This window comes from Burkholderia sp. MSMB1459WGS (genome assembly GCF_001534535.1).
In the GTDB taxonomy this organism is placed as follows: Bacteria; Pseudomonadota; Gammaproteobacteria; order Burkholderiales; family Burkholderiaceae; genus Burkholderia.
In genome coordinates this window covers 136308-160421 of sequence record NZ_LPMU01000075.1, presented here as the reverse complement: position 1 = coordinate 160421, position 24114 = coordinate 136308, and the positions used below count along the sequence as shown (strand labels likewise).

The following is a 24114-nucleotide window of genomic DNA, read 5'->3' as shown; positions in this document are numbered from 1 at the left end:
TGAAAGCCGACGCGCCGCATGGCGCGTCGGCGCATCACGCCGCGCCGAGATCGGCGAGCGGATGTGCGAACAGCTTCCACGGCGACGTCAGGAAATGCCGCACGCGCTCGGGGCGCAGCTCGACGAGCGACGCAGGGGCCCAGCGCGGCTTGCGATCCTTGTCGACGAGATGCGCGCGCACGCCTTCGCAGAAATCGCCTTCCTCGATCGCGCGCGCCACGATGCCGAGCTCCATCCGGAACGATTCCGCGAGCGTCATCTGCCGGCCGCGCAGCAGCGCTTCGCGCGTCACCGCGAGCATCGTCGGCGAATGGCTCGCGAGCGCATCGAGCGTCGCCTGCAACCATTGACGGTGCTCGCGCGCCAGCTCGTCGCGCGCCAGGTCCTGCGTGAGCGTCGCGACGATCCGCTCGACGGTCGAGCGCTTGTCGAAGTGACGGACGATCCACGGCATCTGGCCGTCGAGCGCCGCGTGCGGCACCACGTTGCACGGCGGCTCGAATACCTTGCGCAGCAACGGCAGCGCATCGCCGTCCCACTTCACGCTTTCGATGCGCGTCTCGAACGTGTCGAGCCACGCGGACGGCACGCACAGGTCCGCGAGCTTCGCGCTCAGCGCGTCGGCACCCGACAGCATCGCGCCGGTCAGCCCCACGTACAGTTCGAGTTCGGCCGGCATGCGCGACAGGAAATGCGTCGCCCCCACGTCGGGCACGAGGCCGATGCGCGTTTCCGGCATCGCGATCTTGCTGCGCTCGGTCGCGACGCGCAGCGCCGCCCCCTGCGCGAGCCCCATGCCGCCGCCCATCGTCACGCCGTCCATCAGCGCGACCACCGGCTTCGGGAACGTGTGGATCGCGTAGTCGAGCCGGTATTCGTCGACGAAGAACGGCAGCCAGGTCTCGCGCTGCGCGACCATCCTGTACAGCGCACGCACGTCGCCGCCCGCGCAGAAGCCCTTCTCGCCCGCGCCGCGCAGTACGACCGCGACGATCCGGTCGTCGTGGTGGCAGCGCTCGAACAGCGCGGTCAGCTCGCCGATCATCGCGTACGACAGCGCGTTGAGTGCGACCGGCCGGTTCAGCGTGATCAGCGCCACGCGGTTCACCACGCGATACAGCACCTCGGGCGCATGCTCCGCGAATGCGTCGTGATTCGTCACCGGCGTGCTCATCGTTGCGACTCCTCATCGGTGCGCCACTGCGGTGCGCGCTTGCCAAGGAACGCCGCCACGCCTTCGCGCGGATCGGCCGTGTCGAACAGGTCGACGAAGCGTTCGCGCTCGACCGCGAGCGCCGCGCCGCGCGGCACGCCGCGACGGGCGAGGCCGATCAGCTCCTTGCTGTAGGCGAGCGCGTGCGGGCTTTGCCGCACGACGTCGCGCGCCAGCGCGAGCGCCGCATCGCGCGCGGCGCCGCTTTCCACCACGTCCTCGACGAGGCCGATCCGCAGCGCAGTGGCCGCATCGACGCGCGCGCCGGTCAGGATGATCTTCTTCGCCCAGCCTTCGCCGACGAGCCAGGGCAGCGTCTGCGTGCCGAGCCCGCACGGCAGCAGGCCGACCGACGGTTCGGGCAGCGCCATCTGCGCATGCGCCTCCGCGATCCGCAGGTCGCACGCGAGCGCGCATTCGAGGCCGCCGCCCATCGCATAGCCGTTGATCGCCGCGATCGTCACGACGCGCGCATCCTGCAGCGCCTCGAACGCCGCGCCGAAGCGCGACGCCATCGCGCGTGCGACCGCACGATCGCCGTCGGCGAACGTGTTGAGGTCGGCGCCCGCGCTGAAGAACTTCGGGCCGTCGCCGGTGATCACCAGCGCGCGCACGCGCGGGTTCGCATTCAGTTCGGCGACGCTCGCCTGCAGTTGCCGCAGCCCGTCGGCAGTAAAGGCGTTCGCGGGCGGACGCTTGAGCGTCGCGCACGCGATCGCGCCGTCGTCGACGTAGTCGAGTTCGATCATGAGGCGTCCTTCTTCGTGGCCGGTTGGTACAGGCGGATCACCGCCGAGAAATCGAGCTGGCCGTCGCCGCGGCTGCTCATCGTCTGGTACAGCTGCTGCGCGAGCGCGCCGAGATAGACGGGCTGGCGCGCCTGCTTCGCCGCATCGTTCGCGAGGCCGAGATCCTTCAGCATCAGGTCGGTGCCGAAGCCGCCCGTGTAGCCGCGCGACGATGGCGCGGTCTCGATCACGCCCGGATACGGGTTGTAGGTGTCCGAACTCCAGCAGCGGCCCGTCGACGTGTTGACGATGCCGGCCAGCACCTTCGGGTCGATGCCGAGCGCGACGCCGAGCGACATCGCCTCCGACACCGCCGCCATCGAGATGCCGAGCACGAGGTTGTTGCAGACCTTTGCGACCTGCCCCATGCCCGTCGCGCCGCAGTGGACGATGTTCTTGCCCATGCCGGCGAGCACGGGCTTCACGCGCTCGAAATCCGCATCGCTGCCGCCGACCATGAAGGTCAGCGTGCCGGCCGCCGCGCCGCCGGTGCCGCCCGACACCGGCGCATCGACGAACGTGCCGCCGTGCTCGCGCACCAGCGCGCCGAACGCCTGCGCGCTCGCCGGGTCGATCGTGCTCGAATCGATCACCGTCGCGCCCGCGCCGAGGCCGGCCAGCACGCCGTTCTCGCCGGACAGCACCGAGCGCACGTGCGGTGCGGCCGGCAGCATCGTGATCACGAACGTCGCGCCCGACGCCGCATCGCGCGGCGACGCGGCCGCCTGCGCGCCGGCGTCCTGCAGCGCGCGCAACGCGTCGGCGCTCAGGTCGAATGCATGCACGTCATGGCCGGCTTTCAGCAGGTTCAGCGCCATCGGCGCGCCCATGTGGCCGAGGCCGATGAATCCGATTTTCATGTTCGTTTCCTCCACCGCTCAATGCAGCCGGATCGTCGTATTCACCGGGCCGGCCGTCGTGTCGTCGTCGAACCAGCGCGCGGTGACCGTCTTGGTCTGCGTGTAGAACTGCACGACCTGCTTGCCGTACGGGCCGAGATCGCCCAGCTTCGAGCCGCGCGAACCGGTGAAGCTGAAGAACGGCACCGGCACCGGAATCGGAATGTTGATGCCGACCTGGCCGACGTCGATCTCGCTCTGGAACTTGCGCGCCGCCGCGCCGCTCTGCGTGAAGATGCCCACGCCATTACCCATCGGGTTCGCGTTGACGAGCGCGATCGCGTCGTCGAGCGTGTCGACCTCCATCACGACCAGCACCGGCCCGAAGATTTCATGCGTGTAGATCGACATGTCGGTCGTCACACCCGAGAAGATCGTCGGGCCGATGAAGTTGCCGTCCTCATAGCCGGGCACCTTCACGTCGCGACCGTCGAGTTCGAGCTTCGCGCCTTCCTTGATGCCCGCGTCGATCAGCGTCAGGATCCGCGCCTTCGCGCCGCGCGACACGACCGGGCCGACGTCGGTGCCGGCTTCGGCTCCCGCGTTGACCTTCAGCGCCTTCGCCTTCGCGACGATGTCGGGCAGCCACTCGCGCGCCTTGCCCACCAGCACCGCGACCGAGGTCGCCATGCAGCGCTGGCCGGCCGCGCCGAAGCCCGCGCCGACGAGCGCGTTGATCGCCTGCTCACGGTTCGCGTCGGGCAGCACGATCGCGTGGTTCTTCGCGCCCATCATCGACTGCACGCGCTTGCCGTGCTGGCTGCCGAGGTTGTATACGTGCGTGCCGACCGCCGTCGAACCGACGAACGAGATCGCCTTCACGAGCGGATGCGTGCAGATCGCGTCGACGACTTCCTTGCCGCCATGCACGACGTTCAGCACGCCTTTCGGTATGCCGGCCTCGAGCGCGAGCTCGACGAGTTCCATCGTCGACATCGGGTCCTGCTCCGACGGCTTCAGCACGAACGTGTTGCCGCACACGATCGCCATCGGGAACATCCACAGCGGGATCATCGCGGGGAAATTGAACGGCGTAATGCCCGCGCACACGCCGAGCGGCTGGCGCAGCGTGTAGGTGTCGACGCCGCCCGCGACGTTCTCCGCGAATTCGCCCAGTTGCAGCGTGCCGATCGAGCATGCGTGCTCGACCACTTCGAGGCCGCGGAAGATGTCGCCCTCGGCGTCGGGAATCGTCTTGCCCTGCTCGGCCGTCAGCGTCTTCGCGATGCGCTGCTGGTTCGCACGCACCAGATCCTGGAACTTCAGCATGATGCGCATGCGCGCGGCGATCGGCGTGTTCTTCCACGTCGCATAGGCGGCGTGCGCGGCCTGCACGGCCGCGTCGACTTCCGCGACGGTCGCGAACGGCACGCGCGCGAGCACCTGCTGCGTCGCCGGGTTGACGACGTCGCGCCACTCGTCGGTGGCGGACTCGACGAAGGCGCCGTCGATCAGCAGCTTGACCGTCGGCACGTCTTGCCCCGTACGGGGCGTCGGATTCGCGTTCATCAGAGCACTCTCCTTGCAGTGGGTCGCAGCATAGCGACATGCCGCCGCGCGACCGGTTCGATTCGGCTGCGGGCGGCGGCCGCGGCATGCGGCTCGCGCGGCCCGCGATCGGTCATTTCAGTTCGGCGGCGAAATCCTCTTCCCAGTATTCGCCTGGCATGCGCGCGGTCGCGTCGTCGCCGCGCTCGATCTCGCGGCGGCGCAGCTCGACGCGGCGGATCTTCCCCGAGATCGTCTTCGGCAGCTCCGCGAATTGCAGGCGGCGAATGCGCTTGTACGGCGCGAGCTTCTCGCGCGAGAAACGGAAGATCTCCAGCGCGAGCGCGGGGCTTTCCTCGTAGCCCTGGCGCAGTGTGATGAAAGTCTTCGGCACCGACAGCCGTACGGGGTCCGGGCTCGGCACGACGGCCGCCTCGGCGATCGCCGGATGTTCGATCAGCACGCTCTCGAGTTCGAACGGGCTCAGCCGGTAGTCGGACGACTTGAACACGTCGTCCGCGCGGCCGACGTACACGTAGTAGCCGTCGTCGCGACGCATCGCGATATCCGACGTGCGGTAGTGGCCGTCGCGCATCGCATGGGCCGTCGCGTCGGGATTGTTCGCATAGCCGTTCATCAGCCCGACCGGGCGCGCGGCGCCATCGCCGAGCGGCAGCGCGACCTCGCCTTCGCTGACGGGCGCGCCGTCCGGATCGAGCAGCGCAATCCGGTAGCCGGGCAGCGGCCGGCCCATCGATCCTGCGACCACCGGCTGGCCCGGCGAGTTGCCGATCAGGCAGGTCGTCTCGGTCTGGCCGTAGCCGTCGCGGATCGAGATGTTCCACGCCTTCTTCACGCGCTCGATGATCTCGGGATTCAACGGCTCGCCCGCGCCGACGATCTCGCGCAGCTTCACGTCGAACGACGCGAGCGGCTGCTGCACGAGCATGCGCCACACGGTCGGCGGCGCGCACAGCGTGGTCACCCGGTATTTGACGAGCGCATCGAGCACGACCTTCGGCTCGAAGCGCGCATAGTTGAACGCAAACACGCACGCCTGCGCATTCCACGGCGCGAAGAAGCAGCTCCACGCATGCTTCGCCCAGCCGGGCGAGCTGATGTTCCAGTGGATGTCACCCGGCTGCAGGCCGACCCAGTACATCGTCGACAGATGGCCGACCGGATAGGTGCGATGCGTATGCTCGACGAGCTTCGGCTTGGACGTCGTGCCCGACGTGAAGTACAGCAGCATCGGATCGTTCGCGTGCGTGACGGCGTCCGGCTCGAACGCGGCGCTCACCGCATAGCCGTCGTTCATCGCGAGCCAGCCCGCGCGCGGCGCACCGGCGACGATCTTTTGCGCGAGGCCGAGATCGGGTTGCTCGAACTTCGCGGTTTCGTTGTCGTCGACGATCGCGTATTTCGCGCCGCCGATCCGCACGCGGTCGCGCACGTCGTCGGGCGACAGTTGCGTGGTGGCGGGCAACACGATCGCGCCGAGCTTCATCGCGGCCAGCATCGCGTCCCACAGCTCGACACGGTTCGGCAGCATCAGCAGAATGCGGTCGCCGCGTACGACGCCGATCGAGCGCAGCCAGTTCGCGATCCGCGACGAACGCTCGGACATCTGCGCGAACGAATACGGATCGCCCGTGCCGGTCGCCGCATCGACGATCCACAGCGCGGGCTGGTCGTTGCCGCGCGCCATCGGGTCGAAGTAGTCGAGCGCCCAGTTGAACGCATCGAGCACCGGCCATTCGAACTCGCGGTACGCGGTGTCGTAGTCGGTGCGATGGCGCAGCAGGAAGTCGCGTGCGTCCAGGAATGCCTGTACCGTCATGTGTCGTCTCCGTCCAGTCTCCATGCCCAGCGGTCAACCGGCGCATGTGCCGCCGCACATGCCCGGCTCCGTGTTGCACGGCGCACGGTCACGTCGTTGCGTGCCGCGTTCGCCGCGCTGCCCTCGTGCCCTGCGTGATGCCGTCGTCGGTGCGACCGTCGCGACTCAAAGCTGTCGCGCGATCACCATCCGCTGCACTTCGCTCGTGCCTTCGTAAATCTGCGTGATGCGCGCGTCGCGATAGTGACGCTCGACTTCGTAATCGACCAGATAGCCGTAGCCGCCGTGAATCTGGATCGCGTCCGAGCACACGCGCTCGGCCATCTCGGACGCGAACAGCTTCGCCTGCGACGCTTCCGACAGGCACGGCAACCCGGCCGTGCGCAGCTTCGCCGCGTGATGCACGAGCAGGCGCGCGGCGTTGATCTGCACGGCCATGTCGGCGAGCTTCTGCTGGATCGCCTGATGCTCGGCGATCGGCTTGCCGAACTGCACACGCTCGCCCGCATAGCGGCACGCCTTGTCGAACGCGGCGCGCGCGATGCCGAGCGCCTGCGCGGCGATGCCGATGCGCCCGCCTTCGAGGTTCGACAACGCGATCTTCAGCCCTTCGCCGCGATTGCCGAGCAGGTTTTCTTCGGGAATCGCGCAGTTCTCGAACGTGATCGGGCAGGTGTCGGACGCGCGGATGCCCATTTTCTTCTCGGGCTTGCCGACGATGAAGCCCGGCGTGTCGGTCGGCACCAGGAACGCGGAAATGCCGCGCTTGCCGGCTTCGGGGTCGGTCATGGCAAAAACGATCGCGACGCCCGCGCGCTGGCCGTTGGTCACGAACTGCTTCGCGCCGTTCAGCACCCATTTGCCGTCGCGCAATTCGGCCCGCGTGCGCAGGTTGTTCGCCTCGGAACCGGCATGCGGCTCGGTCAGGCAGAATGCGCCGATCACGCGGCCGGCCGCCATGTCGGCCAGCCAGCGATCCTTCTGCGCGGGCGTGCCGAAGCCGAGGATCGGCCCGCAGCCGACCGAGTTGTGCACGCTCATCATCGTCGCGCACGCGGCGTCGCCGGCCGCCACTTCCTCCATCGCCAGCGCGTAGGCCACGTAATCCGTATACGAGCCGCCCAGTTCCTGCGGCACGATCATCCCGAGCAGGCCCAGTTCGCCGAGCTGCGCGACGATCGCGTCGGGCAGGTGGGCGTCGCGGTCCCACTGCGCGGCATTCGGCGCCAGCATCTCCGTGGCAAAAGCGCGCGCCGCATCGCGGATCATCCGCTGGTCTTCGGTGTAAAGCTCGTCCATGTGCTGCAGTCTCCCGCGGCCGCCGGGCGCGACCGTCCTTGCGTTTCGATGCAACAAGTGTAGGCAAGCACGCGCGACTGTTCGATGCTCGCGTCGCTCATTTACACTGAGCGTTTTTGCCATACCGGCGACACCGATGAAGCAGGAAGACAAGGGAACCGTCGCGATCGGCCTCGTCGCGTACAGCGTCGCGCTGGCCACGCGGCGCGGCGTCGCGGCCGAGCCGCTGCTCGCGCAGGCCGGCATCGCGCCCGCGCTGCTCGGGCAGCCGCGCGCACGCGTGTCCGCGCAGCAATATGGCGCGTTGTGGAACGCCATCGCGCGCACGCTCGACGACGAGTTTTTCGGGCAGGATCGCCACCCGATGCGCAGCGGCAGCTTCATCGCGATGAGCCAGGCCGCGCTGTCCGCCCGCGACGGGCTTCACGCGATGGCGCGCGCGGTGAATTTCATGCACTGCGTGCTCGACGACCTGCACGCCGAACTCGACGCGAACCCGCAGCGCGTGCGGCTGCGTTTCGTGCACCGCAACGGCGCGACGCCCGCGATGTTCACGTACGCAACCTATTTCATCATCGTCTACGGCCTCACGTGCTGGCTGATCGGCCGGCGCATTCCGCTGCTGCATGCGAGCTTCCGTTGCGACACGCCGCCCGCCGATCACGAATATCCGTCGATGTTCTGCGACGACATGCGTTTCAACGAGCCCGATTCGTATGTCGATTTCGATCCCGAATTCGCGACGCTGCCGGTCGTGCAGAACGCGAAGACGCTGAAAACGTTTCTGCGCAACGCGCCGGCCAGCTTCATCGTCAAGTACCGCAACCCGAACGCGCTCGCGCAGCGCGTGCGCGCAGTGCTGCGCGGGATGCCGCCCGCCGCGTGGCCGGGCGCAGGCGGGATGGCTGCGCGGCTGCACGTGGCCGAGGCCACGCTGCGACGCAAGCTGCACCAGGAAGGCCACGCGTACCAGTCGATCAAGGACACGCTGCGGCGCGATCTCGCGTTCGAGGCGCTGGCCGACCCCACACGCACGATCGCCGACGTCGCGGCCGCGACCGGATTCGCGGAGCCGAGCGCGTTCTACCGCGCGTTCCGCAAATGGAGCGGGCGCAGCCCGGCCGACTATCGCGACGAAGTGCTCGCGCGCGGTGGCGGCGCCAGCTGAATCCGGCCGGCGCGGCCGCACCTTCGCGCTTTGCCCCGAAACCGCCTAATCTTCAAGTATCGGGCCCACGCCCTTTCCGCAAGCCGGACGGCACGCGGCCGTGCGCCGCCCGGACGTCCCGATGCGCTTTCACCGTCATGAGCCGCCGCCGGCGCCTGCCGCGCCCGCCGGCCGCCCCCGTCACCCGCTGTCCGCGCGGGTCGCGCGCGCCGCGCTGTTCGCGGCGCTGCTCGTCGTATGCGCCGCGCTCGCCGCGCCGCCACCGGCCGACGCGCCGGCCGCGCGTCCGGTCGTCGTGATTCCCGTCAATGGCGCGATCGGCCCGGCCAGCGCCGATTTCATCGTGCGTTCGCTCGACCGCGCGGCCCGCGAGCACGCGCCGCTCGCGATCGTGCAGCTCGACACCCCCGGCGGCCTCGATACGTCGATGCGGCAGATCATCAAGGCCATCCTCGGCTCGCCGGTGCCGGTCGCCGCGTTCGTCGCGCCGGGCGGCGCGCGGGCGGCGAGCGCGGGCACCTACATCGTCTATGCGAGCCACTTCGCGGCAATGGCGCCCGGCACCAATCTCGGCGCGGCGTCGCCCGTGCAGTTCGGCATCGGCGGCGCCGCGCCGCCGGGCGCACCCACCGGTGCATCGGGTGCATCGGGCGCGTCCGCCACGGCCGCAGCGCTGCCGACCGACACGCAATCGACCGAGATCCGCAAGGCGATACAGGACGCTTCCGCGTACATCCGCGGCCTCGCTCAATTGCGCGGGCGCAATGCGGAATGGGCCGAGCGCGCGGTGCGCGAGGCCGTGAGCCTGTCGGCGAACGAGGCGCGCATACAGCACGTCGTCGACCTGATCGCGCAGGATCCGGCCGATCTCGCGCGCCAGCTCGACGGCCGCGCCGCGACGACCACTGCCGGCACGCTGCATCTCGCGACCGCGCACGCGCCGCTAATCGTGCTCGCGCCCGACTGGCGCAGCCGCTTCCTGGCGATCATCGCCGATCCGAACGTCGCGCTGATCCTGCTGACCATCGGCATCTACGGCCTCTTCTTCGAATTCGCGAACCCCGGTTTCGTGCTGCCGGGCGTCGCCGGCACGATCTGCCTGCTGATCGGGCTGTTCGCGATGCAGTTGCTGCCGGTCAGCTATGCGGGCCTCGGCCTCGTGCTGCTCGGGCTCGGCTGCCTCGTCGCCGAGGCATTCCTGCCGACCTTCGGCGTGCTCGGGTTCGGCGGAATCGTCGCGTTCACGATCGGCGCGCTGATGCTGATCGACACCGACGTGCCCGGCTACGGGATTCCGTGGCCCGTGATCGCGAGCCTCGCGCTCGGCGGCGGGCTGCTCGTCGCGGGCGTGTCGAGCGTCGCGCTGCGCGCGCGGCGCCGCCCGGTCGTGACGGGCGCCGAGGCGATGCTCGGCAGCATCGGCGAAGTCCTCGACGACGGCCTGCATCCGGACCAGCCGAACGACGCGGCCGGCGCGCCGCCGTCGGCCGCCGGCTGGGCGCGCGTGCACGGCGAGCGCTGGCGCGTGGCGAGCAGCACGCCGCTGGCCGCCGGCTGCCGCGTGCGCGTCACCGGCCGCCACGGGCTGACGCTGACGGTCGCGCCGCTCTACGACGTGCCCGCCCCCGCCCATCCCCAGGGAGAACCTCCATGATCGGTTACACGTTCGGCTTCAGCAGCGTCCTGGTCGTCTTCGTCGTGGTGCTCGTCGCGTCGTCGATCCGCATCTTTCGCGAATACGAGCGTGGTGTCGTGTTCATGCTCGGCCGGTTCTGGAAAGTGAAGGGGCCGGGGCTGGTGCTGATCATCCCGATCGTCCAGCAGGTCGTGCGGATCGACCTGCGCACCGTCGTGTTCGACGTGCCGCCGCAGGACGTGATCACGCGCGACAACGTGTCGGTGAAGGTCAACGCGGTCGTGTATTTCCGTGTCGTCGATCCGGAGAAGGCCGTGATCCAGGTCGCGCACTTCTTCGACGCGACGAGCCAGCTCTCGCAGACGACGTTGCGTTCGGTACTCGGCAAGCACGACCTCGACGCACTGCTGGCCGAGCGCGAGCAACTGAACGCGGACATCCAGAAGACGCTCGACGCGCAGACGGACGCGTGGGGGATCAAGGTGTCGACGGTCGAAATCAAGCACGTCGACCTGAACGAGACGATGATCCGCGCGATCGCCCGGCAGGCCGAAGCCGAGCGCGAGCGGCGCGCGAAAGTGATTCATGCGGAAGGCGAATTGCAGGCGTCGGAGAAGCTGCTGCAGGCCGCGCAGCGGCTCGCGCAGCAGCCGCAGGCGATGCAGTTGCGCTACCTGCAGACGTTGACGACGATCGCCGCGGACAAGAATTCGACGATCGTGTTCCCGCTGCCGATCGATCTGCTGGGGGCGTTGCTGGAGCGGTTGGGGGGGAAGCGGGAGGATTAGCGGTGCTGATGTGCGTATGGACGATACCCGGCCATCGTGCAATGGAGCGTGACACGATGGCGGCAGGCGTGGCCCGGTCGCTCAATACCCGGCTTCCCGTTGATGCCTGATCGTCAGGATCGCGACGCCATCATCATCGACCCTGTACATCACCACGTATCCGCTGTCGCCGAAATCGATCAGCCATTCGCGAAAAACCGTATCGAGTTCGTCGACGGGACGACCGAGCCGGGGCTGTCGAACCAGAACGTCGACGCCAGTACGAATCGCCTTGATCGCACGACGCGCGGCCAGCGGATCCTGGTCGGCGAGAAAACGATGAAGGCGAACAATCGCTTGCTGGGCAGTTCGCGTCCAGATCAGTCGTGACACTCGGGCGGCTCCGCTGCTTCACCGGCCTCGAGCTTCTCGAGATACGCGTCCATCTCCTCGTGCGTCACGTGCAGCCCCGTCGACTGATAGTCTGCCCATGCCTGCATCGCTTCCTGCTTGAACGACTCGCGCTTTTCCTCGCGCGCCACATATTGCGCGATCGCCTCGCGCATGATCCAGTGCGGCGTGCGCCGACGCTGTTCGGCCAGATGACGCACCCGCTCCTGAAGGGCCGGATCGAGTTTGATCGAGGTTGCCACGATAAAAAGTATCCAGAGGTATTACCTTTGAATATTGTAGGTCTGGCCTCGCTCGAAAAGCAATATTGGATCGACACCGAAAAGTACCCCGGCCATCAGTGCGCTAGAGCCTTCCTTCCATTTCGCCTCTCCATTAGGACAAATCCTCACCCCACGGGGCTAGCGCGTTTTCCGGAACCGTCTATTATCGTTACATCGCGCAATGACACATTAAATGCTGACTGAATAGCTCGTGGTGATGAACACTGGCGGGCGCGTTCCGGATCAGCACCCTCGACGGAGACGCATCATGACCGCCCACCACCCGCTGCCGGAAGTCCATCTCGACGAGTTGCCGCAATTCCGCGCGGTCCAGCAGCTCGCGTACCGCTGCGTCGAAACCGTCGGCGCGATGCTGTACCCCGGCATCACCGAGAAGGAAGCCGCGCGCCTCTTGACCGAATGGCTGCAGGACAACGGCGTGCACGACTGGCTGCACAAGCCATTCGCATGGTTCGGCGATCGCACCGCGTTCGAGGGCTTCTCCGGCCTCAAGCACATGGGCGGCTTCAATCTCGCGTTCTTCCCGAGCAACCGCCAACTCGAAACCGACATGCCGGTGATCCTCGACGTCGCGCCGGTGCTCGACGGCATCGTCGCCGATGTCGGCTACGCGCACTGCCTCGGCCGCAACCCGATCCTCGAGCAGTTGCAGGACGACCTGATGGACCATCGCGACATGATCGTGCGGCTCGTGAAGGCGCGCCGGCCGATGGCGGAAGTCGCGCAGGAAGTCGACGCGCTGTGCCGCCGCCAGGGCGTCGAGCCGCGCCACAAGGCCTACCCGTTCAAGGTGCTCGCGCATCGTGTCGCGAAGATCCACAAGCTGTCGAAGCCGCGCTTCGTCGCCCGCTTCGGGCTGAACGCGACGCGCAACCTGCTGCTCGACCAGGGCCGCGCGGCGAAGCAGCAAGGCTGGTCGCCGCTGTGGTCGATCGACCGCCGCTCCGAGCATGCGCCCGTGCCGGGCCTGTGGGCCGTCGAGCCGCATCTCGGCTTCGCGGGCGTCGGCGCGAAATTCGAGGAACTGCTGGTGATCACCGACGACGACGCGTACTGGCTCGACGACGATCTGCCGCACGTGCGCCGCTGGCGCCGCCGCCAGGCCGAACGCGCGCACGCCGCGGCGAACGTGCCGGCCGCTGCCTGACGCACCCGCTCCCGCCTCCCGACTCTCTGAACGACGGACTCACGATGCAGTCTCTTTCCGACGAAGCGCCGCTGGCCCTGTTCGAATCGGTTCACGCCGAAACGGCGGTCGCCTCCGGCGACCTGACGCTCGCGGTCAGGACCTGGGGCGATCCGGCCCGCTCGCCGGTCGTGCTCGTGCACGGCTATCCCGACGACAGCAGCGTCTGGCAGCACGTCGCGCCACTGCTCGCACGCCGGCACTACGTGATCGCGTACGACGTGCGCGGCGCGGGCCTGTCCGGCGTGCCGAAGCGCACGGCCGACTACCATCTCGCGAAGCTGACCGACGATTTCGTCGCGGTGATCGATGCGCTCTGCCCGGGCCGCGCCGTGCACCTCGTCGCACACGACTGGGGCTCGATCCAGGGCTGGGAATTCGTCACCGACCCGCGCCTCGCCGGCCGCATCGCGTCGTACACGTCGTGCTCGGGGCCATGCCTCGACCACGTCGGCTTCTGGCTGCGCGAGCGCGTGCTGCGCCCGACGCCCGCGTCGCTGGCCACGCTCGGCGGCCAGCTCGTGCGCTCGTGGTACGTGTATCTGTTCCACCTGCCGCTCATCCCCGAGCTCGGCTGGCGGCTGTGGCTCGGCCGCGCGTGGCCGGGCCTGCTGCGCCGGCTCGAGAAAACGCCCGCCGCGCCGCGGCCGACCCAGGCCGACGACGGCGCGCGCGGCGTACGCCTCTATCGCGCGAACTTCATCCGCTGCCTGTTCGCGCCGCGCGAACGCTATGCGCACGCACCGGTGCAGACGATCGTGCCGCTCGGCGACAAATACGTGAGCCCCGCGCTGTCCGAGAACCTGTCGCGCTGGGTGCCGCAGTACTACCGCCGCGAAGTCGCTGCCGGCCACTGGCTGCCGCTCGCCGATCCCGCGCGCTTCGCGGATCTCGCCGGGCAATTGATCGACGCGGTCGAATCCGGCAACGAACCGCCTGCGCTCGCTAACGCGCGCCGCCGCGCAACCAGCGGGCGCTTCGGCGGCAAGGTCGCGGTCGTCACCGGCGCGGGCAGCGGGATCGGCCGCTGCGCGGCGCTGGCCTTCGCTCGCGAAGGCGCGACGGTCGTCGCATGCGACATCGATCTCGCGAGCGCCGAGCGCACCGCGCTGCTCATCGGGCTGACCGGCGCGCACGCGCATGCGAAACGTGTCGACGTCGGGTCCGCGGACGAAATGGAAGCGCTCGCGACCTGGGTCGGCGGCGAACTCGGCGGCGCGGACATCGTGATCAACAACGCGGGCATCGGCATGGCCGGCGGCATCCTCGACACGGGCACGCGGGACTGGGAGCGCATCCTGCACGTGAACCTGTGGGGCGTGATCCATGGCTCGCGGCTGTTCGCCCAGCAAATGGCCGCGCGCGGCACCGGCGGGCACATCGTCAATACCGCGTCGGCCGCCGCGTTCGGCCCGTCGCGCGACCTGCCCGCCTATGCGACGACGAAGGCCGCGGTGCTGATGCTCAGCGAATGCATGCGCGCGGAACTCGCGGGCAAAGGCATCGGCGTGACGGCCGTGTGCCCCGGTTTCGCGGAGACCGGAATCATGGCGTCGACGCACTACGCAGGCGCCAGCGCACAGGACGAAGCGCGGTTGCGTAAACGTGCGACCAGGCTGTACCAGATGCGCGGCCTGAAACCCGAAACCGTCGCGCGGGCGATGGTCGACGGCGTGCTGCGCAACCGCCCCGTCGTGGCGGTCGGCGGCGAAGCGCACGCGATGCGTTTCGTCGGCCGCTTCATGCCGTGGCTGGGCCGGATGCTCGCGCGCATCAGCATGGCATCACATTGACGGCGCTCGACGCTGCACAGGGACAAGGAGACGACATGACCGATACCGCCGACTACCACAAGATCAAGGCCCGGCACGTGAAGTTCGACTTCAGCGATACGCCGATCACCTGGGTGCCGAACGATCCGGGCAGCACGCACATCATCAACACGCTGAACCTGCTGTTCCCGGAAGGCGAGCTGTGGTTCTGCCGCGTGTACAACAAGGCGCTGCCGCTGATCACCGATGCACGCCTGCGCGACGAAGCCGAAGGCTTCCTGCGGCAGGAGGCCGTGCATTCGCGTTCGCACGGCGGCGTGCTCAAGCACTACTACGATCGCCACGGCATCGACACGAAGCCGTTCACGCAGAAGCTCAACCGGTTGTTCACGCGCGTGCTCGGCGAGCAGCCGCTGGGGCTGAAGATCGGCCATACGCGTTTCTGGCTGCGGCAGCAACTGGCCGTGATCGCGTCGCTCGAGCATTTCTTCGGCTATCTCGGCAACTGGGTGCTCAACGCGCACGGCCTCGACGAAGGCCGCGCCGACCCGACGATGGTCGACCTGCTGCGCTGGCACGGCGCCGAGGAAGTCGAGCACCGCACCGTCGCGTTCGACATCTACCGGCACATGGGCGGCACCTATCCGGAGCGCTGCGTGCACATGGCGTTCGTGATCGTGCTGCTGCTCTACTACATCACGACCGGCGCGAAATTCATGTACCGGCGCGACCCGGACGCCGGCCGTTACCCCGGCTTCGCGCGCGCGTGGCGGCAGGGTTCGCGGCGCGGGCACCTGCCGTCGTTCTGGAAGGTGATCGGCGCGGCGCTGCGCTATTTCAAGCCGGGCTATACGCCGCACCACGAGGGCTCGACCGAACAGGCACTCGCCTACCTCGCGCGCTCGCCGGCCGCGCAGGCGGCCGCGCACGGCGGCAACTGGGGCACGACGAAAGGCGCGTGAGCGGATGCGCGGGCGGCGTCGCAAGCGGGGTTGCGATGGCGCCGCCGGGCGGCGTCCGCCGAAATGCGTACAATCGCGGCTTCAATTCCCGGAGGTGCCGCGATGGCCATGAAGAAAACCGATCTCGAAAAGAACAAGGCGCTCAAGCTGACGCACGCGATGAAGCAGTCGAGCTCCGCGCGTTTCGGCAAGGGCGCCGAGGAGGCGGCGAAGCTGGATCGCCGCGCGCAACGCAAGCTCGACCAGGAACAGGGCCTCGTGCCGTTCGCGTGCAAGCTCAACGCCGAGTTGGTCGAACAGTTGAAGGCGCGCGCCGCCGACCATCCGAACGGAATGACGGGCCTACTGTCCGAACTGCTCGTGAACGGGCTCGCGCAACGCGACGCGTGATCGCCGTCCATCTCGAAAATAGTCGTTGACAACGCCGCACGCCGACAACAAAATCGTTCGCATGCCTACGTTCAAGCTCATCGCCATCGCGAATCATTGCCCGGTGAACATTCGAAAGAATGGATCACGGGAGGCGCTTGTGCGTTAGCAATCGAGCAGTACCGCATGTCACACAAGGCCTCGCCGGAAACGGATGAGGCCTTTTTGTTCTGGTGCACGTCATCCGTCCGGCTCACTGAATGGAGAAGACGATGGACCAGGCAAGCCCGCTGTTCGAACGCCGCGATCGGCGCCACGCCGGCACGATCGCGTTACCGACCGTCGTGATCCGCTTCGCGGTCGCGCCGCGCACGACACTGACCTGGCGCGCGCCCAGCGATGCGGAAATTCGTGCGCACGGCGCGCCGCTGTGGATCACGCGCCCACCGAGCATCGACGACTACTGGGTACGCCCCGGCGACGTGCTGCGCATCGCACGCGGCGATCGCATCTGGCTCGGCACCGACGATGACGCGGCGGCCGAAGCGTCGATCACGACGGCGTACGTGCGGCGCGGCGAGCGGCTGAGACGCGCGCTCGCGCCACTACGGCGTTTGCTCGTTGGACGATGGCGAAGAAGGGATTGACGCGGTGAGTTCGCACGCACGACGGCAAACCGTGGCGTGCGGCATCACGGTATCCGGAAACGGACACACCCGCGGCGCAACGCGCCGCAGGTGCGCATCGAAGGACGCGGCACGCCCGTGCGTGCCGCGAGCGATCGCGCGCCGTGCGCAGCGAGGGGATGCAGCAGGTGCATCAGGTGCTGGCGGCGAGACGCGGGCCCGTGCTTCGGGGCGTGGAATCGACGTCGGGACGTTGCGCGGCCTGCGAGGTCACCCACGGATCGATGCCCTGCTTCTGCACCTCTTCGAGGAATGACACACGTGTGCGCCAGTAATCCGCCTGTAATTTCGCATCGATGACGCGCTGTTCGGCTGCGAACAGTTCCATGCGCGCCGTCACGAGCATCGAAGCGGCGGTTTTTTCCGGCGTGGGGGCGTGTCGCATCGCCCAGCGGCTGATCCAGTTCAACATGCTGACCTCCGTGATTACGGACGAACCCGCATCGGGCAATCGCAATCGGCCATGCCTAACTGGCCGTGCCTGACCGGCCGTGCCTGCCCAAACGCGCAATGGCCTTGACCGCCATTCACCGCCTGGCCTGCACGGACTGCGACTCCCCGCGTCGGCAATGACCGGCCGGCGTGTGCATGCGCGGTGTATCTATCCTAGAAAGAGTTGCCGGTTTACGCGATGGGGTCTTGCAATCTTTTACACAGAAACCACAGTCGCCCCCGCATCGCGAAATGACAGTTGCGGACGGAACGGCTTCGGCGCACGATTGCCCGATACCCGCCACCGCCTGGACTGACGAATGACCGCTGCACGCCGCCGCGCGCACGTGCCGGCCGCGCACGTGCATTCGCGTGCACGCGCCGCCTGCACCGCGTTCGTGCAGCATGCGGTCGCCCCGTTTCAGTCGCATGTCATTGCGCACCGGCCGCGTGCGACGCTGCCGCCGTGCCGTTGCGCATGCATCGGCTGGCGTCGTGCGCCGGCCCCGCGCCCCTTCCGCTCGTTTCCCCCGTTTCAGCCATTTCTGCCGGCCCGTGCCCCGCGAACCGGTAAAATGCGCGCCTTCGTCGCGCGGGCGGGCTGCCCGACCGTTCGCGCGCAGGCAATCGATCGTGCCCTCCAACTATATCGTCCGAGCTATCCGCGCTATTACAATCCGCCGATAGCCGGGCAATAGTGGCTGGTTACAGTTAGCCGGCCGCGCTGCCTTTACAACAAATCGGCACAACAATCAACACGACAACCCGACCGGAGAAACGCCTTCATGGAATCCATCAAGCGGTATTTCGGCTTCGCTGAAGCCGGCACCGACTTCCGCACCGAAATACTCGCGGGCGTCACCACGTTCCTGACGATGGCCTACATCATCTTCGTCAACCCCGCGATCCTCGGCGACGCCGGCATGCCGAAGGAATCCGTGTTCGTCGCGACCTGCCTCGTCGCGGCGCTGGCGTCGATCATCATGGGGCTGTACGCGAACTACCCGATCGCGTGCGCGCCCGGCATGGGCCTGAACGCGTATTTCGCGTACACGGTCGTCAAGGGCATGGGCTTCACGTGGCAGGCCGCGCTCGGCGCCGTGTTCATTTCCGGCTGTCTGTTCCTGCTCGTCACGCTGTTCCGCGTGCGCGAGGCGATCGTCAACGGCATTCCGAAATCGCTGCGGATTTCCATTACCGCCGGCATCGGCCTGTTCCTCGGCATCATCTCGCTGAAGACGTCGGACGTGATCGTCGGCAACCCGGCCACGCTCGTCACGCTCGGCGATCTGCACAAGCCCACGACGATCCTCGCGATCGTCGGCTTCTTCACGATCGTCACGCTCGACCACCTGCGCGTGCGCGGCGCGATCCTGATCGGCATCATCGGCGTGACGATCCTGTCGTTCTTCTTCGGCGACAACCAGTTCCACGGCGTGTTCTCCGCGCCGCCGTCGATCGATGCGACGCTGTTCAAGCTCGACATCCGCGCCGCGCTGTCGACCGGCATCATCAACGTGATCCTCGTGTTCTTCCTCGTCGAGCTGTTCGACGCGACGGGCACGCTGATGGGCGTCGCGAATCGCGCGGGCCTGCTCGTCGAAGGCAAGATGCACCGCCTGAACAAGGCGCTGCTCGCCGACAGCACGGCGATCGTCGCGGGCTCGGTGCTCGGCACGTCGTCGACCACCGCGTATATCGAAAGCGCGTCGGGCGTGCAGGCCGGCGGCCGCACCGGCGTGACGGCCATCACCGTCGCGGTGCTGTTCCTCGCGTGCCTGTTCATCGCGCCGCTCGCCGGCGTCGTGCCGGCCTACGCGACCGCGCCCGCGCTGCTGTACGTGTCGTGCCTGATGCTGCGCGAGATGGTCGAGGTGCCGTGGGACGACGCGACGGAAGCCGTGCCGGCTGCACTGACCGCGCTGCTGATGCCGTTCACGTACTCGATCGCGAACGGCGTCGCGTTCGGTTTCATCGCGTACGGCGGCCTCAAGCTGCTGACGGGCCAGGGCCGCACGGTCAAGCCGATCGTGTGGATCATCGCGGCCGTGTTCCTGTTCCGCTTCTTCTATCTCGGCAGCGAGTAAGCGAAGCGCATCGCTGCACCGCGCGGTGAAATGAAAAAAACGCCACCTTCGGGTGGCGTTTTTCGTTTTCGCACGATTCGTCTGCGATCCTGACGAACCCGCGCGCACGCTCCTATCGACGCTCGATCGTCCCGCACGGCCCGCATACGAAAATGCCGCCCGGCCCCGCCGAACGGCATTGCGTGAAGGCAACGTCTTCGCGTGCGCCGCCCGGAGGCGCGCGCCGCCGGACGTGCGTCGTCGCGTCAGCGCCAGTTGGCCTCGTAGAAACGCACATAGCCGCTGCGCAGCGTCACGCATTGCGCGCGCGTTTCCGACAGCAGGCGCCGCGCGGCCGCCTCGATGCGCTCGCGGTGCTGGTCGAATGCGCCGACCATGTCCTCGAAGCGGGGCGATGCCGCGCCGAAGTGGTCTTCCAGCGCCTCCGCGGTGATCTGGCATTGGACGCGCTCGCCATTGACCAGAGCCGTGAACGCCAGCATCAGGTCACGCCCCGAATACTCAGGCTTCTCGTTCGTGAAATGGATCTGCATGGAAGCCGCCTCGACCGGTAGAAAACGAATGACCGCGTCCGTCGTCCGCCACCGGCCGGACGAAATGGATGCGGGCTCGCCGGCAGAGGCCCCGACCGCGGGGTGTCGCGCAGTCGAGGCATGCCGGTTGAATTCCACTTTAGACGGTTTCGCGCGGGAGACAAAAATTTCGGTGTGCGTCGTTCCGACGCGCATTTCGTCTGATCTGCGCGGCATCCGGCACCGTTTCGCAAACGGAGTCAGTGCGGATCGGTCGGCCAGACGTTGAGCGCGATCGCGGCGGTCGTGACGCCCACCGCAATCGCGGCCGCTCCGTATCTCACCGCGTCGGTCAAATCGAACAGCAATCCGTGGATCGCCACGGCAATGCCGCCCAGCATGATGAAGGTGGCGATGGCCGCCAGCACGACTCTCAGTTCCGCCCGAACCATGATGCGTCTCCCGAACGGATGCATGTCGCGTCGCATGCTTGTTGCAGTGCGGAACACGGCGCGTGCGTGCTCCATTTCCATCATTGCAGGCGGGCGCTTAAAAGCAAGGGGATTTTGTTCGCGGTCGCACATCGCACGTGGCGCTTGTATGATGATGCGTACCCGGACGGACGACTGTCGCGCCGAATGGCGCACCGCGAGCGGAGCCGCACTCCGCCGCCGATTCCGATCCGATCGGTCCCGACGGCCCCGGGAACAGGAGACAAACCATGCCGCAACCCTTCGTGCTGCCCGCCGCCGCGGGGCGTACCGACCTGCTCGCGCAGGCGCATGCGCGTTCGACCGCGGTCGGCCTGCGCGCGCACGAACGCCCCGATTTCTCGCCGCTGTCGCGCGTCGCGCTGCGCGAACTGCTCGACACGAACCACACACTGTTCTCACATGCCCGCCCGGTGATGGAGGATCTTCACGCGCAGATCGCCGAGACGCAAAGCCTGGTGCTGCTGACCGACGCCGACGGCGTGATCCTGCACAGCATCGGCGACGCGGACTTCATCGAGAAAGCCAACCGCGTCGCGCTGTGCAACGGCGTGTCGTGGGCCGAAGGCGCGCGCGGCACCAACGCGATCGGCACCGCGCTCGCGTCGGGCCAGGCCGTCGTCGTGCACGGGTCCGAACATTTCCTGCGCGCCAACCACATCCTCACCTGCGCGTGCGCGCCGATCGCCGATCCGTTCGGCCGCACGCTCGGCACGCTCGACGTGAGCGGCGACCCGCGCGGCGCCAGCCCGCATACGCTCGCGCTCGTGCGGATGTCCGCGCAACTGATCGAGAACCACCTGTTCGCGAACCAGTGCGGCGAAGCGCTGCGGCTGCGCTTTCACGCACACGAGGATTGCGTCGATTCGCTGTTCGCGGGGCTCGTCGCCTTCGGCCCCGATGGCGGGCTGATCGCCGCGAACCGCAGCGCCCAGTTCCAGCTCGGCGCGTCGTTCGACGCACTGCAGCACCAGGCCAGCGACGCGTTGTTCGGCATGCGCTTCGGCCAGCTCGCGCAGCAGGCCGCGCGCGCACCGGGCGCCACGTTCCGCCTCACGCTGTCGACCGGCGTGCGCGTGCTCGCGCGCTGCGAATTCCCGGAAGCGCAGAAAACGACCGTCGCCGTCAGGCCGGCCGCGCCGGCCGCGCGCGTGCGTGCTCCGGACCCCGACGCGATCACGTTCGCGACGCTCGACACCGGCGACGCGCGCATGGCCGCCGTGCTCGAACGCGTCGCGAAGATCCGCGGGCGCGACCTGCCGCTGCTGATCCTCGGCCAGACCGGCACCGGCAAGGAATGGCTCGCCCGCGCGCTGCACCAGGCGTCGCCGCGCGCGGACGGCCCGTTCGTCGCGGTGAACTGCGCGGCGCTGCCCGATTCGCTGATCGAGGCCGAGCTGTTCGGCTATGAAGACGGCGCGTTCACGGGCGCGCGCAAGCGCGGCAGCCCCGGCAAGATCGCGCAGGCCGACGGCGGCACGCTGTTTCTCGACGAAATCGGCGACATGCCGCTCGCGCAGCAGGTGCGGCTGATGCGCGTGCTGCAGGAGCGCGCGGTGATGCCGCTCGGCGGCGCACGCGCGGTGCCGGTCGACGTGCGCGTGGTCTGCGCGACACACCGCGACCTGCGCGCGATGATCGCCGACGGCACGTTCCGAGAAGACCTGTTCTACCGGATCAACGGGCTCGCGGTCACGCTGCCGGCGCTCGCCACGCGCACCGACCTGCCGGCGCTCGTCGAGCGGATCCTCGCGCGGCTCGCGCGCAGCGAGCCGATGCCGCGCCGCCTCGCGGCCGACGTGCTCGACGCGTTCGCGCGCCACCGCTGGCCCGGCAACCTGCGGCAGATGACCAACGTGCTGCGTACGGCCGGCATGCTCGCCGAGGACGAAGACGAGATCACGCTCGCGCATTTGCCCGACGATTTCTGGCTCGACTGCGACGACGCCGCGGCTGCGCCGGAAGCAGCCACGCCGGCCGGCAAGCGCGAAGGCACGACGCTGCAAAGCCACCAGGCCGCGATGATCGATGCGGTGCTCGCGCGGCATGGCGGCAACGTATCGGCGGCCGCGCGCGAACTCGGTCTCGCCCGCAATACCGTGTACCGGTATCTGCGACGGCACTGACGCCCGCGGCTGGCGGCCTCCGGCCGCCGGCGGGTTCGGGTATGCTTGGCGCGTCGCCGCCGAACCGCTGCCCGCTTCAGTCATGACCGATCCAGAACACCCGTCCCTCGTGCGCATCGAGCCGCTCGGCGCAACCTTCGACGCACCCGATTCGCTGACGGTGCTCGAAGCCGCCGCGTTCGCCCGCGTGTCGCTGCCGCGCTCCTGCCGCAACGGCACGTGCCGAAGCTGCCTTTGCCGGATCGTCAGCGGCAGCGTACGCTACACGATCGAATGGCCGGGGCTGAGCCGCGAGGAAAAGGCCGACGGCTATACGCTGCCGTGCGTGGCCGTCGCAACGTCGGACCTCGTGCTCGACGTGCCCGACGCGGCCATGCTCGACTAGACGCGGCGCGCGAGCGCGCGCGTCGTCCTGCAACGCTCGATCCTGCATGGAGAACACGATGACCCAGCAAACCGATCGCATCGAAAAACAGGCGCTGCTCGGCGCAGCGCCCGACCGCGTCTGGGCAGCCGTCAGCAATTCCGGCGAATTCGGCCAGTGGTTCGGCGTCTCGTTCGACGGCCCGTTCGAGGCCGGCCAGCCGCTGTTCGGCCGCATCACGCCCACCCGCGTCGACGACGATGTCGCGAAGGCGCAGGAGCCCTATGCGGGCACCGTGTTCGAAATCGTCGTCGATCGCATCGAGCCGCAACGACTGTTCTCGTTCCGCTGGCATCCGTTCGCGATCGATCCGAACGTCGATTACGCGTCCGAGCCGATGACGCTCGTCACGTTCACGCTCGCGGCGCAGGCCGGCGGCACGTTGCTCACGGTCACCGAAACAGGTTTCGACCAGTTGATCGAAGCGCGTCGCGCGACGGCGCGCGCAATGAACGACCAGGGTTGGGCCGCGCAGATGACGCTGATCGCGAAATATCTGGCGCTGCACGCGTAGCGCGCCGCTACGCCGCACGTTCGTGCCGGCCGACGCATCGACGTGCGTGGCATAATCGGCGGCATCGTCGTCCACCCGCCGCCGCGCATCGCATGCTGAATCGTCGCCTCCGGAAGATCGGCAGTCTGCTCGGGATGCTCGCCATCCTGATGACGGCGCTCGCGCCGACGATCTCGCAGGCGCTGACCACGCAAGGCCGCGTCGACGCGCTGCTGGCCGGCTACTGTTCGTCCGCGCCAGCCTCCGGCGATCGCTCCGCCGATACGTCGACGAAAAGCCTGCAGGCGCATCTCCACGCATGCGGCTACTGCAGCCTGCTTGCTCATACTCCCGCGCTGCCTGCCCCCGAACTGACGTTCGCGGCCCACGTGCACGCGATCGAGCATCGCGCGGCGACCCGCTTCGAAAGCCTGCGCCGCGCGCTGCCGCTCACGGCCGCGCAACCGCGCGCCCCGCCGCTCGCGTCCTGATCCGTCGTCATTGCGCGTGATGCCGTCGTGCATCGCGCAGCCTGCGCACGCCGCCCGCGTGCGCGACGTGTCACGTTTCGAAGGACGATCATGTCTCACCATGCTGCGCGCGGCGCCGTGCCGTGTGCGCGGTTGGCCGCCGCCGGTTCGAATGACCGCGCCTGCATTCGCCCGCATGCGAATGTCCGACCGCGCACGGCCGCGCCAATCGCCGCCGACATCGATGCCGCTCGCGCAGCCGTCCGTCGAATCCGTCTTTTCCATCCGATTCGTCACTCGCTCATCCAGCC

The 24114-nt window shown here is 68.2% G+C and carries 24 protein-coding genes; 13 read left to right on the top strand and 11 right to left on the bottom strand.

Translation table 11 applies throughout. From position 1 onward, the window contains the following. Positions 1-34: 34 nt before the first annotated feature. The 6 genes from WT97_RS29420 to WT97_RS29395 all read right to left on the bottom strand — a co-directional run bounded on the left by WT97_RS29420 (position 35) and on the right by WT97_RS29395 (position 7527). Complete coding sequence (locus WT97_RS29420; protein ID WP_060037179.1) at positions 35-1174, bottom strand: enoyl-CoA hydratase/isomerase family protein; 1140 nt, start codon at positions 1172-1174, stop codon at positions 35-37. After that, entirely contained in the window at positions 1171-1962 is a 792-nt protein-coding gene (locus tag WT97_RS29415) for an enoyl-CoA hydratase (RefSeq protein WP_060354906.1), read from the bottom strand. The genes WT97_RS29420 and WT97_RS29415 overlap by 4 nt, the downstream gene beginning before the upstream one ends. Beyond that, the gene (gene mmsB, locus WT97_RS29410) at positions 1959-2861 is read right to left on the bottom strand and encodes a 3-hydroxyisobutyrate dehydrogenase (protein ID WP_060037226.1); all 903 of its coding nucleotides are present in this window, start codon (positions 2859-2861) and stop codon (positions 1959-1961) included. Before mmsB ends, WT97_RS29415 begins: the two co-directional genes overlap by 4 nt. Positions 2862-2879: 18 nt before the next feature. Further along, a complete protein-coding gene (locus WT97_RS29405; protein WP_060037175.1) occupies positions 2880-4409 on the bottom strand; it encodes a CoA-acylating methylmalonate-semialdehyde dehydrogenase in 1530 nt (509 codons plus the stop codon). Between the two features lie 112 nt (positions 4410-4521). Beyond that, a complete protein-coding gene (locus tag WT97_RS29400) occupies positions 4522-6228 on the bottom strand; it encodes an AMP-binding protein (protein ID WP_060037172.1) in 1707 nt (568 codons plus the stop codon). Positions 6229-6393: 165 nt separating this feature from the next. Next, positions 6394-7527, bottom strand: coding sequence for an acyl-CoA dehydrogenase family protein (locus WT97_RS29395; RefSeq protein ID WP_060037170.1), 1134 nt, complete (start codon positions 7525-7527; stop codon positions 6394-6396). Positions 7528-7663: 136 nt separating this feature from the next. On the opposite strand from WT97_RS29395, the gene WT97_RS29390 reads away from it, so the two are divergent. The 3 genes from WT97_RS29390 (at position 7664) to WT97_RS29380 (ending at position 11119) form a co-directional block, all read left to right on the top strand. Further along, positions 7664-8695: an AraC family transcriptional regulator gene (locus tag WT97_RS29390; protein WP_059502443.1), complete on the top strand. Its 1032-nt coding sequence runs from the start codon at positions 7664-7666 to the stop codon at positions 8693-8695. A gap of 121 nt (positions 8696-8816) precedes the next feature. Next, positions 8817-10349 (top strand): nodulation protein NfeD, encoded by a 1533-nt coding sequence (locus WT97_RS29385; protein WP_060037224.1) that lies wholly within the window; start codon positions 8817-8819, stop codon positions 10347-10349. Next, entirely contained in the window at positions 10346-11119 is a 774-nt protein-coding gene (locus tag WT97_RS29380) for a slipin family protein (RefSeq protein ID WP_059502441.1), read from the top strand. The genes WT97_RS29385 and WT97_RS29380 overlap by 4 nt, the downstream gene beginning before the upstream one ends. An 81-nt stretch (positions 11120-11200) precedes the next feature. On the opposite strand, the gene WT97_RS33775 is transcribed toward WT97_RS29380, so the two are convergent. Together WT97_RS33775 and WT97_RS29370 are read right to left on the bottom strand one after the other, a co-directional pair. Beyond that, positions 11201-11491, bottom strand: coding sequence for a type II toxin-antitoxin system RelE/ParE family toxin (locus WT97_RS33775; RefSeq protein ID WP_082742335.1), 291 nt, complete (start codon positions 11489-11491; stop codon positions 11201-11203). Beyond that, positions 11479-11751, bottom strand: a complete 273-nt coding sequence (locus tag WT97_RS29370) for a CopG family ribbon-helix-helix protein (protein WP_059502436.1) — start codon at positions 11749-11751, stop codon at positions 11479-11481. The genes WT97_RS33775 and WT97_RS29370 overlap by 13 nt, the downstream gene beginning before the upstream one ends. Before the next feature lie 289 nt (positions 11752-12040). Between WT97_RS29370 and WT97_RS29365 the strand changes: the two genes are divergently transcribed. The 5 genes from WT97_RS29365 to WT97_RS29345 all read left to right on the top strand — a co-directional run bounded on the left by WT97_RS29365 (position 12041) and on the right by WT97_RS29345 (position 16729). Further along, on the top strand, positions 12041-12940 hold the full coding sequence (locus WT97_RS29365; RefSeq protein ID WP_059502434.1) for a M24 family metallopeptidase: 900 nt from the start codon (positions 12041-12043) through the stop codon (positions 12938-12940). A gap of 44 nt (positions 12941-12984) precedes the next feature. Beyond that, positions 12985-14772 carry an SDR family oxidoreductase gene (locus WT97_RS29360; protein WP_060037166.1) on the top strand — a complete coding sequence of 596 codons (1788 nt, stop codon included), beginning with the start codon at positions 12985-12987 and terminating at the stop codon, positions 14770-14772. A 35-nt stretch (positions 14773-14807) separates the two neighbouring features. Continuing rightward, positions 14808-15713, top strand: a complete 906-nt coding sequence (locus tag WT97_RS29355) for a metal-dependent hydrolase (protein WP_060037164.1) — start codon at positions 14808-14810, stop codon at positions 15711-15713. A 102-nt stretch (positions 15714-15815) separates the two neighbouring features. After that, positions 15816-16103, top strand: a complete 288-nt coding sequence (locus WT97_RS29350) for a hypothetical protein (RefSeq protein WP_059502430.1) — start codon at positions 15816-15818, stop codon at positions 16101-16103. 251 nt (positions 16104-16354) lie between these two features. Continuing rightward, a complete protein-coding gene (locus tag WT97_RS29345) occupies positions 16355-16729 on the top strand; it encodes a DUF2917 domain-containing protein (RefSeq protein WP_060037222.1) in 375 nt (124 codons plus the stop codon). Positions 16730-16901: 172 nt separating this feature from the next. On the opposite strand, the gene WT97_RS29340 is transcribed toward WT97_RS29345, so the two are convergent. Continuing rightward, positions 16902-17180, bottom strand: a complete 279-nt coding sequence (locus tag WT97_RS29340; protein ID WP_034186190.1) for a hypothetical protein — start codon at positions 17178-17180, stop codon at positions 16902-16904. Positions 17181-17985: 805 nt separating this feature from the next. Between WT97_RS29340 and WT97_RS29330 the strand changes: the two genes are divergently transcribed. Then, positions 17986-19287: an NCS2 family permease gene (locus WT97_RS29330; protein WP_060354905.1), complete on the top strand. Its 1302-nt coding sequence runs from the start codon at positions 17986-17988 to the stop codon at positions 19285-19287. A 245-nt stretch (positions 19288-19532) separates the two neighbouring features. Here WT97_RS29330 and WT97_RS29325 read toward each other — a convergent pair whose 3' ends face one another. Both WT97_RS29325 and WT97_RS29320 read right to left on the bottom strand, forming a co-directional pair. Beyond that, positions 19533-19820 carry a DUF1488 domain-containing protein gene (locus WT97_RS29325; RefSeq protein WP_006480750.1) on the bottom strand — a complete coding sequence of 96 codons (288 nt, stop codon included), beginning with the start codon at positions 19818-19820 and terminating at the stop codon, positions 19533-19535. A 239-nt stretch (positions 19821-20059) separates the two neighbouring features. Next, complete coding sequence (locus WT97_RS29320) at positions 20060-20335, bottom strand: DUF2964 family protein (RefSeq protein WP_249189237.1); 276 nt, start codon at positions 20333-20335, stop codon at positions 20060-20062. A gap of 185 nt (positions 20336-20520) precedes the next feature. Here WT97_RS29320 and WT97_RS29315 point away from each other — a divergent pair, with 185 nt between their 5' ends. The 4 genes from WT97_RS29315 (at position 20521) to WT97_RS29300 (ending at position 23824) form a co-directional block, all read left to right on the top strand. Next, on the top strand, positions 20521-22416 hold the full coding sequence (locus tag WT97_RS29315) for a sigma-54-dependent Fis family transcriptional regulator (protein WP_060037162.1): 1896 nt from the start codon (positions 20521-20523) through the stop codon (positions 22414-22416). Between the two features lie 82 nt (positions 22417-22498). Next, positions 22499-22801 (top strand): 2Fe-2S iron-sulfur cluster-binding protein, encoded by a 303-nt coding sequence (locus WT97_RS29310; RefSeq protein WP_059502422.1) that lies wholly within the window; start codon positions 22499-22501, stop codon positions 22799-22801. A 58-nt stretch (positions 22802-22859) separates the two neighbouring features. Beyond that, a complete protein-coding gene (locus tag WT97_RS29305; RefSeq protein WP_060037220.1) occupies positions 22860-23354 on the top strand; it encodes an SRPBCC family protein in 495 nt (164 codons plus the stop codon). A 92-nt stretch (positions 23355-23446) separates the two neighbouring features. Beyond that, positions 23447-23824 (top strand): DUF2946 domain-containing protein, encoded by a 378-nt coding sequence (locus WT97_RS29300; protein ID WP_059795325.1) that lies wholly within the window; start codon positions 23447-23449, stop codon positions 23822-23824. Positions 23825-24114: the final 290 nt, after the last annotated feature.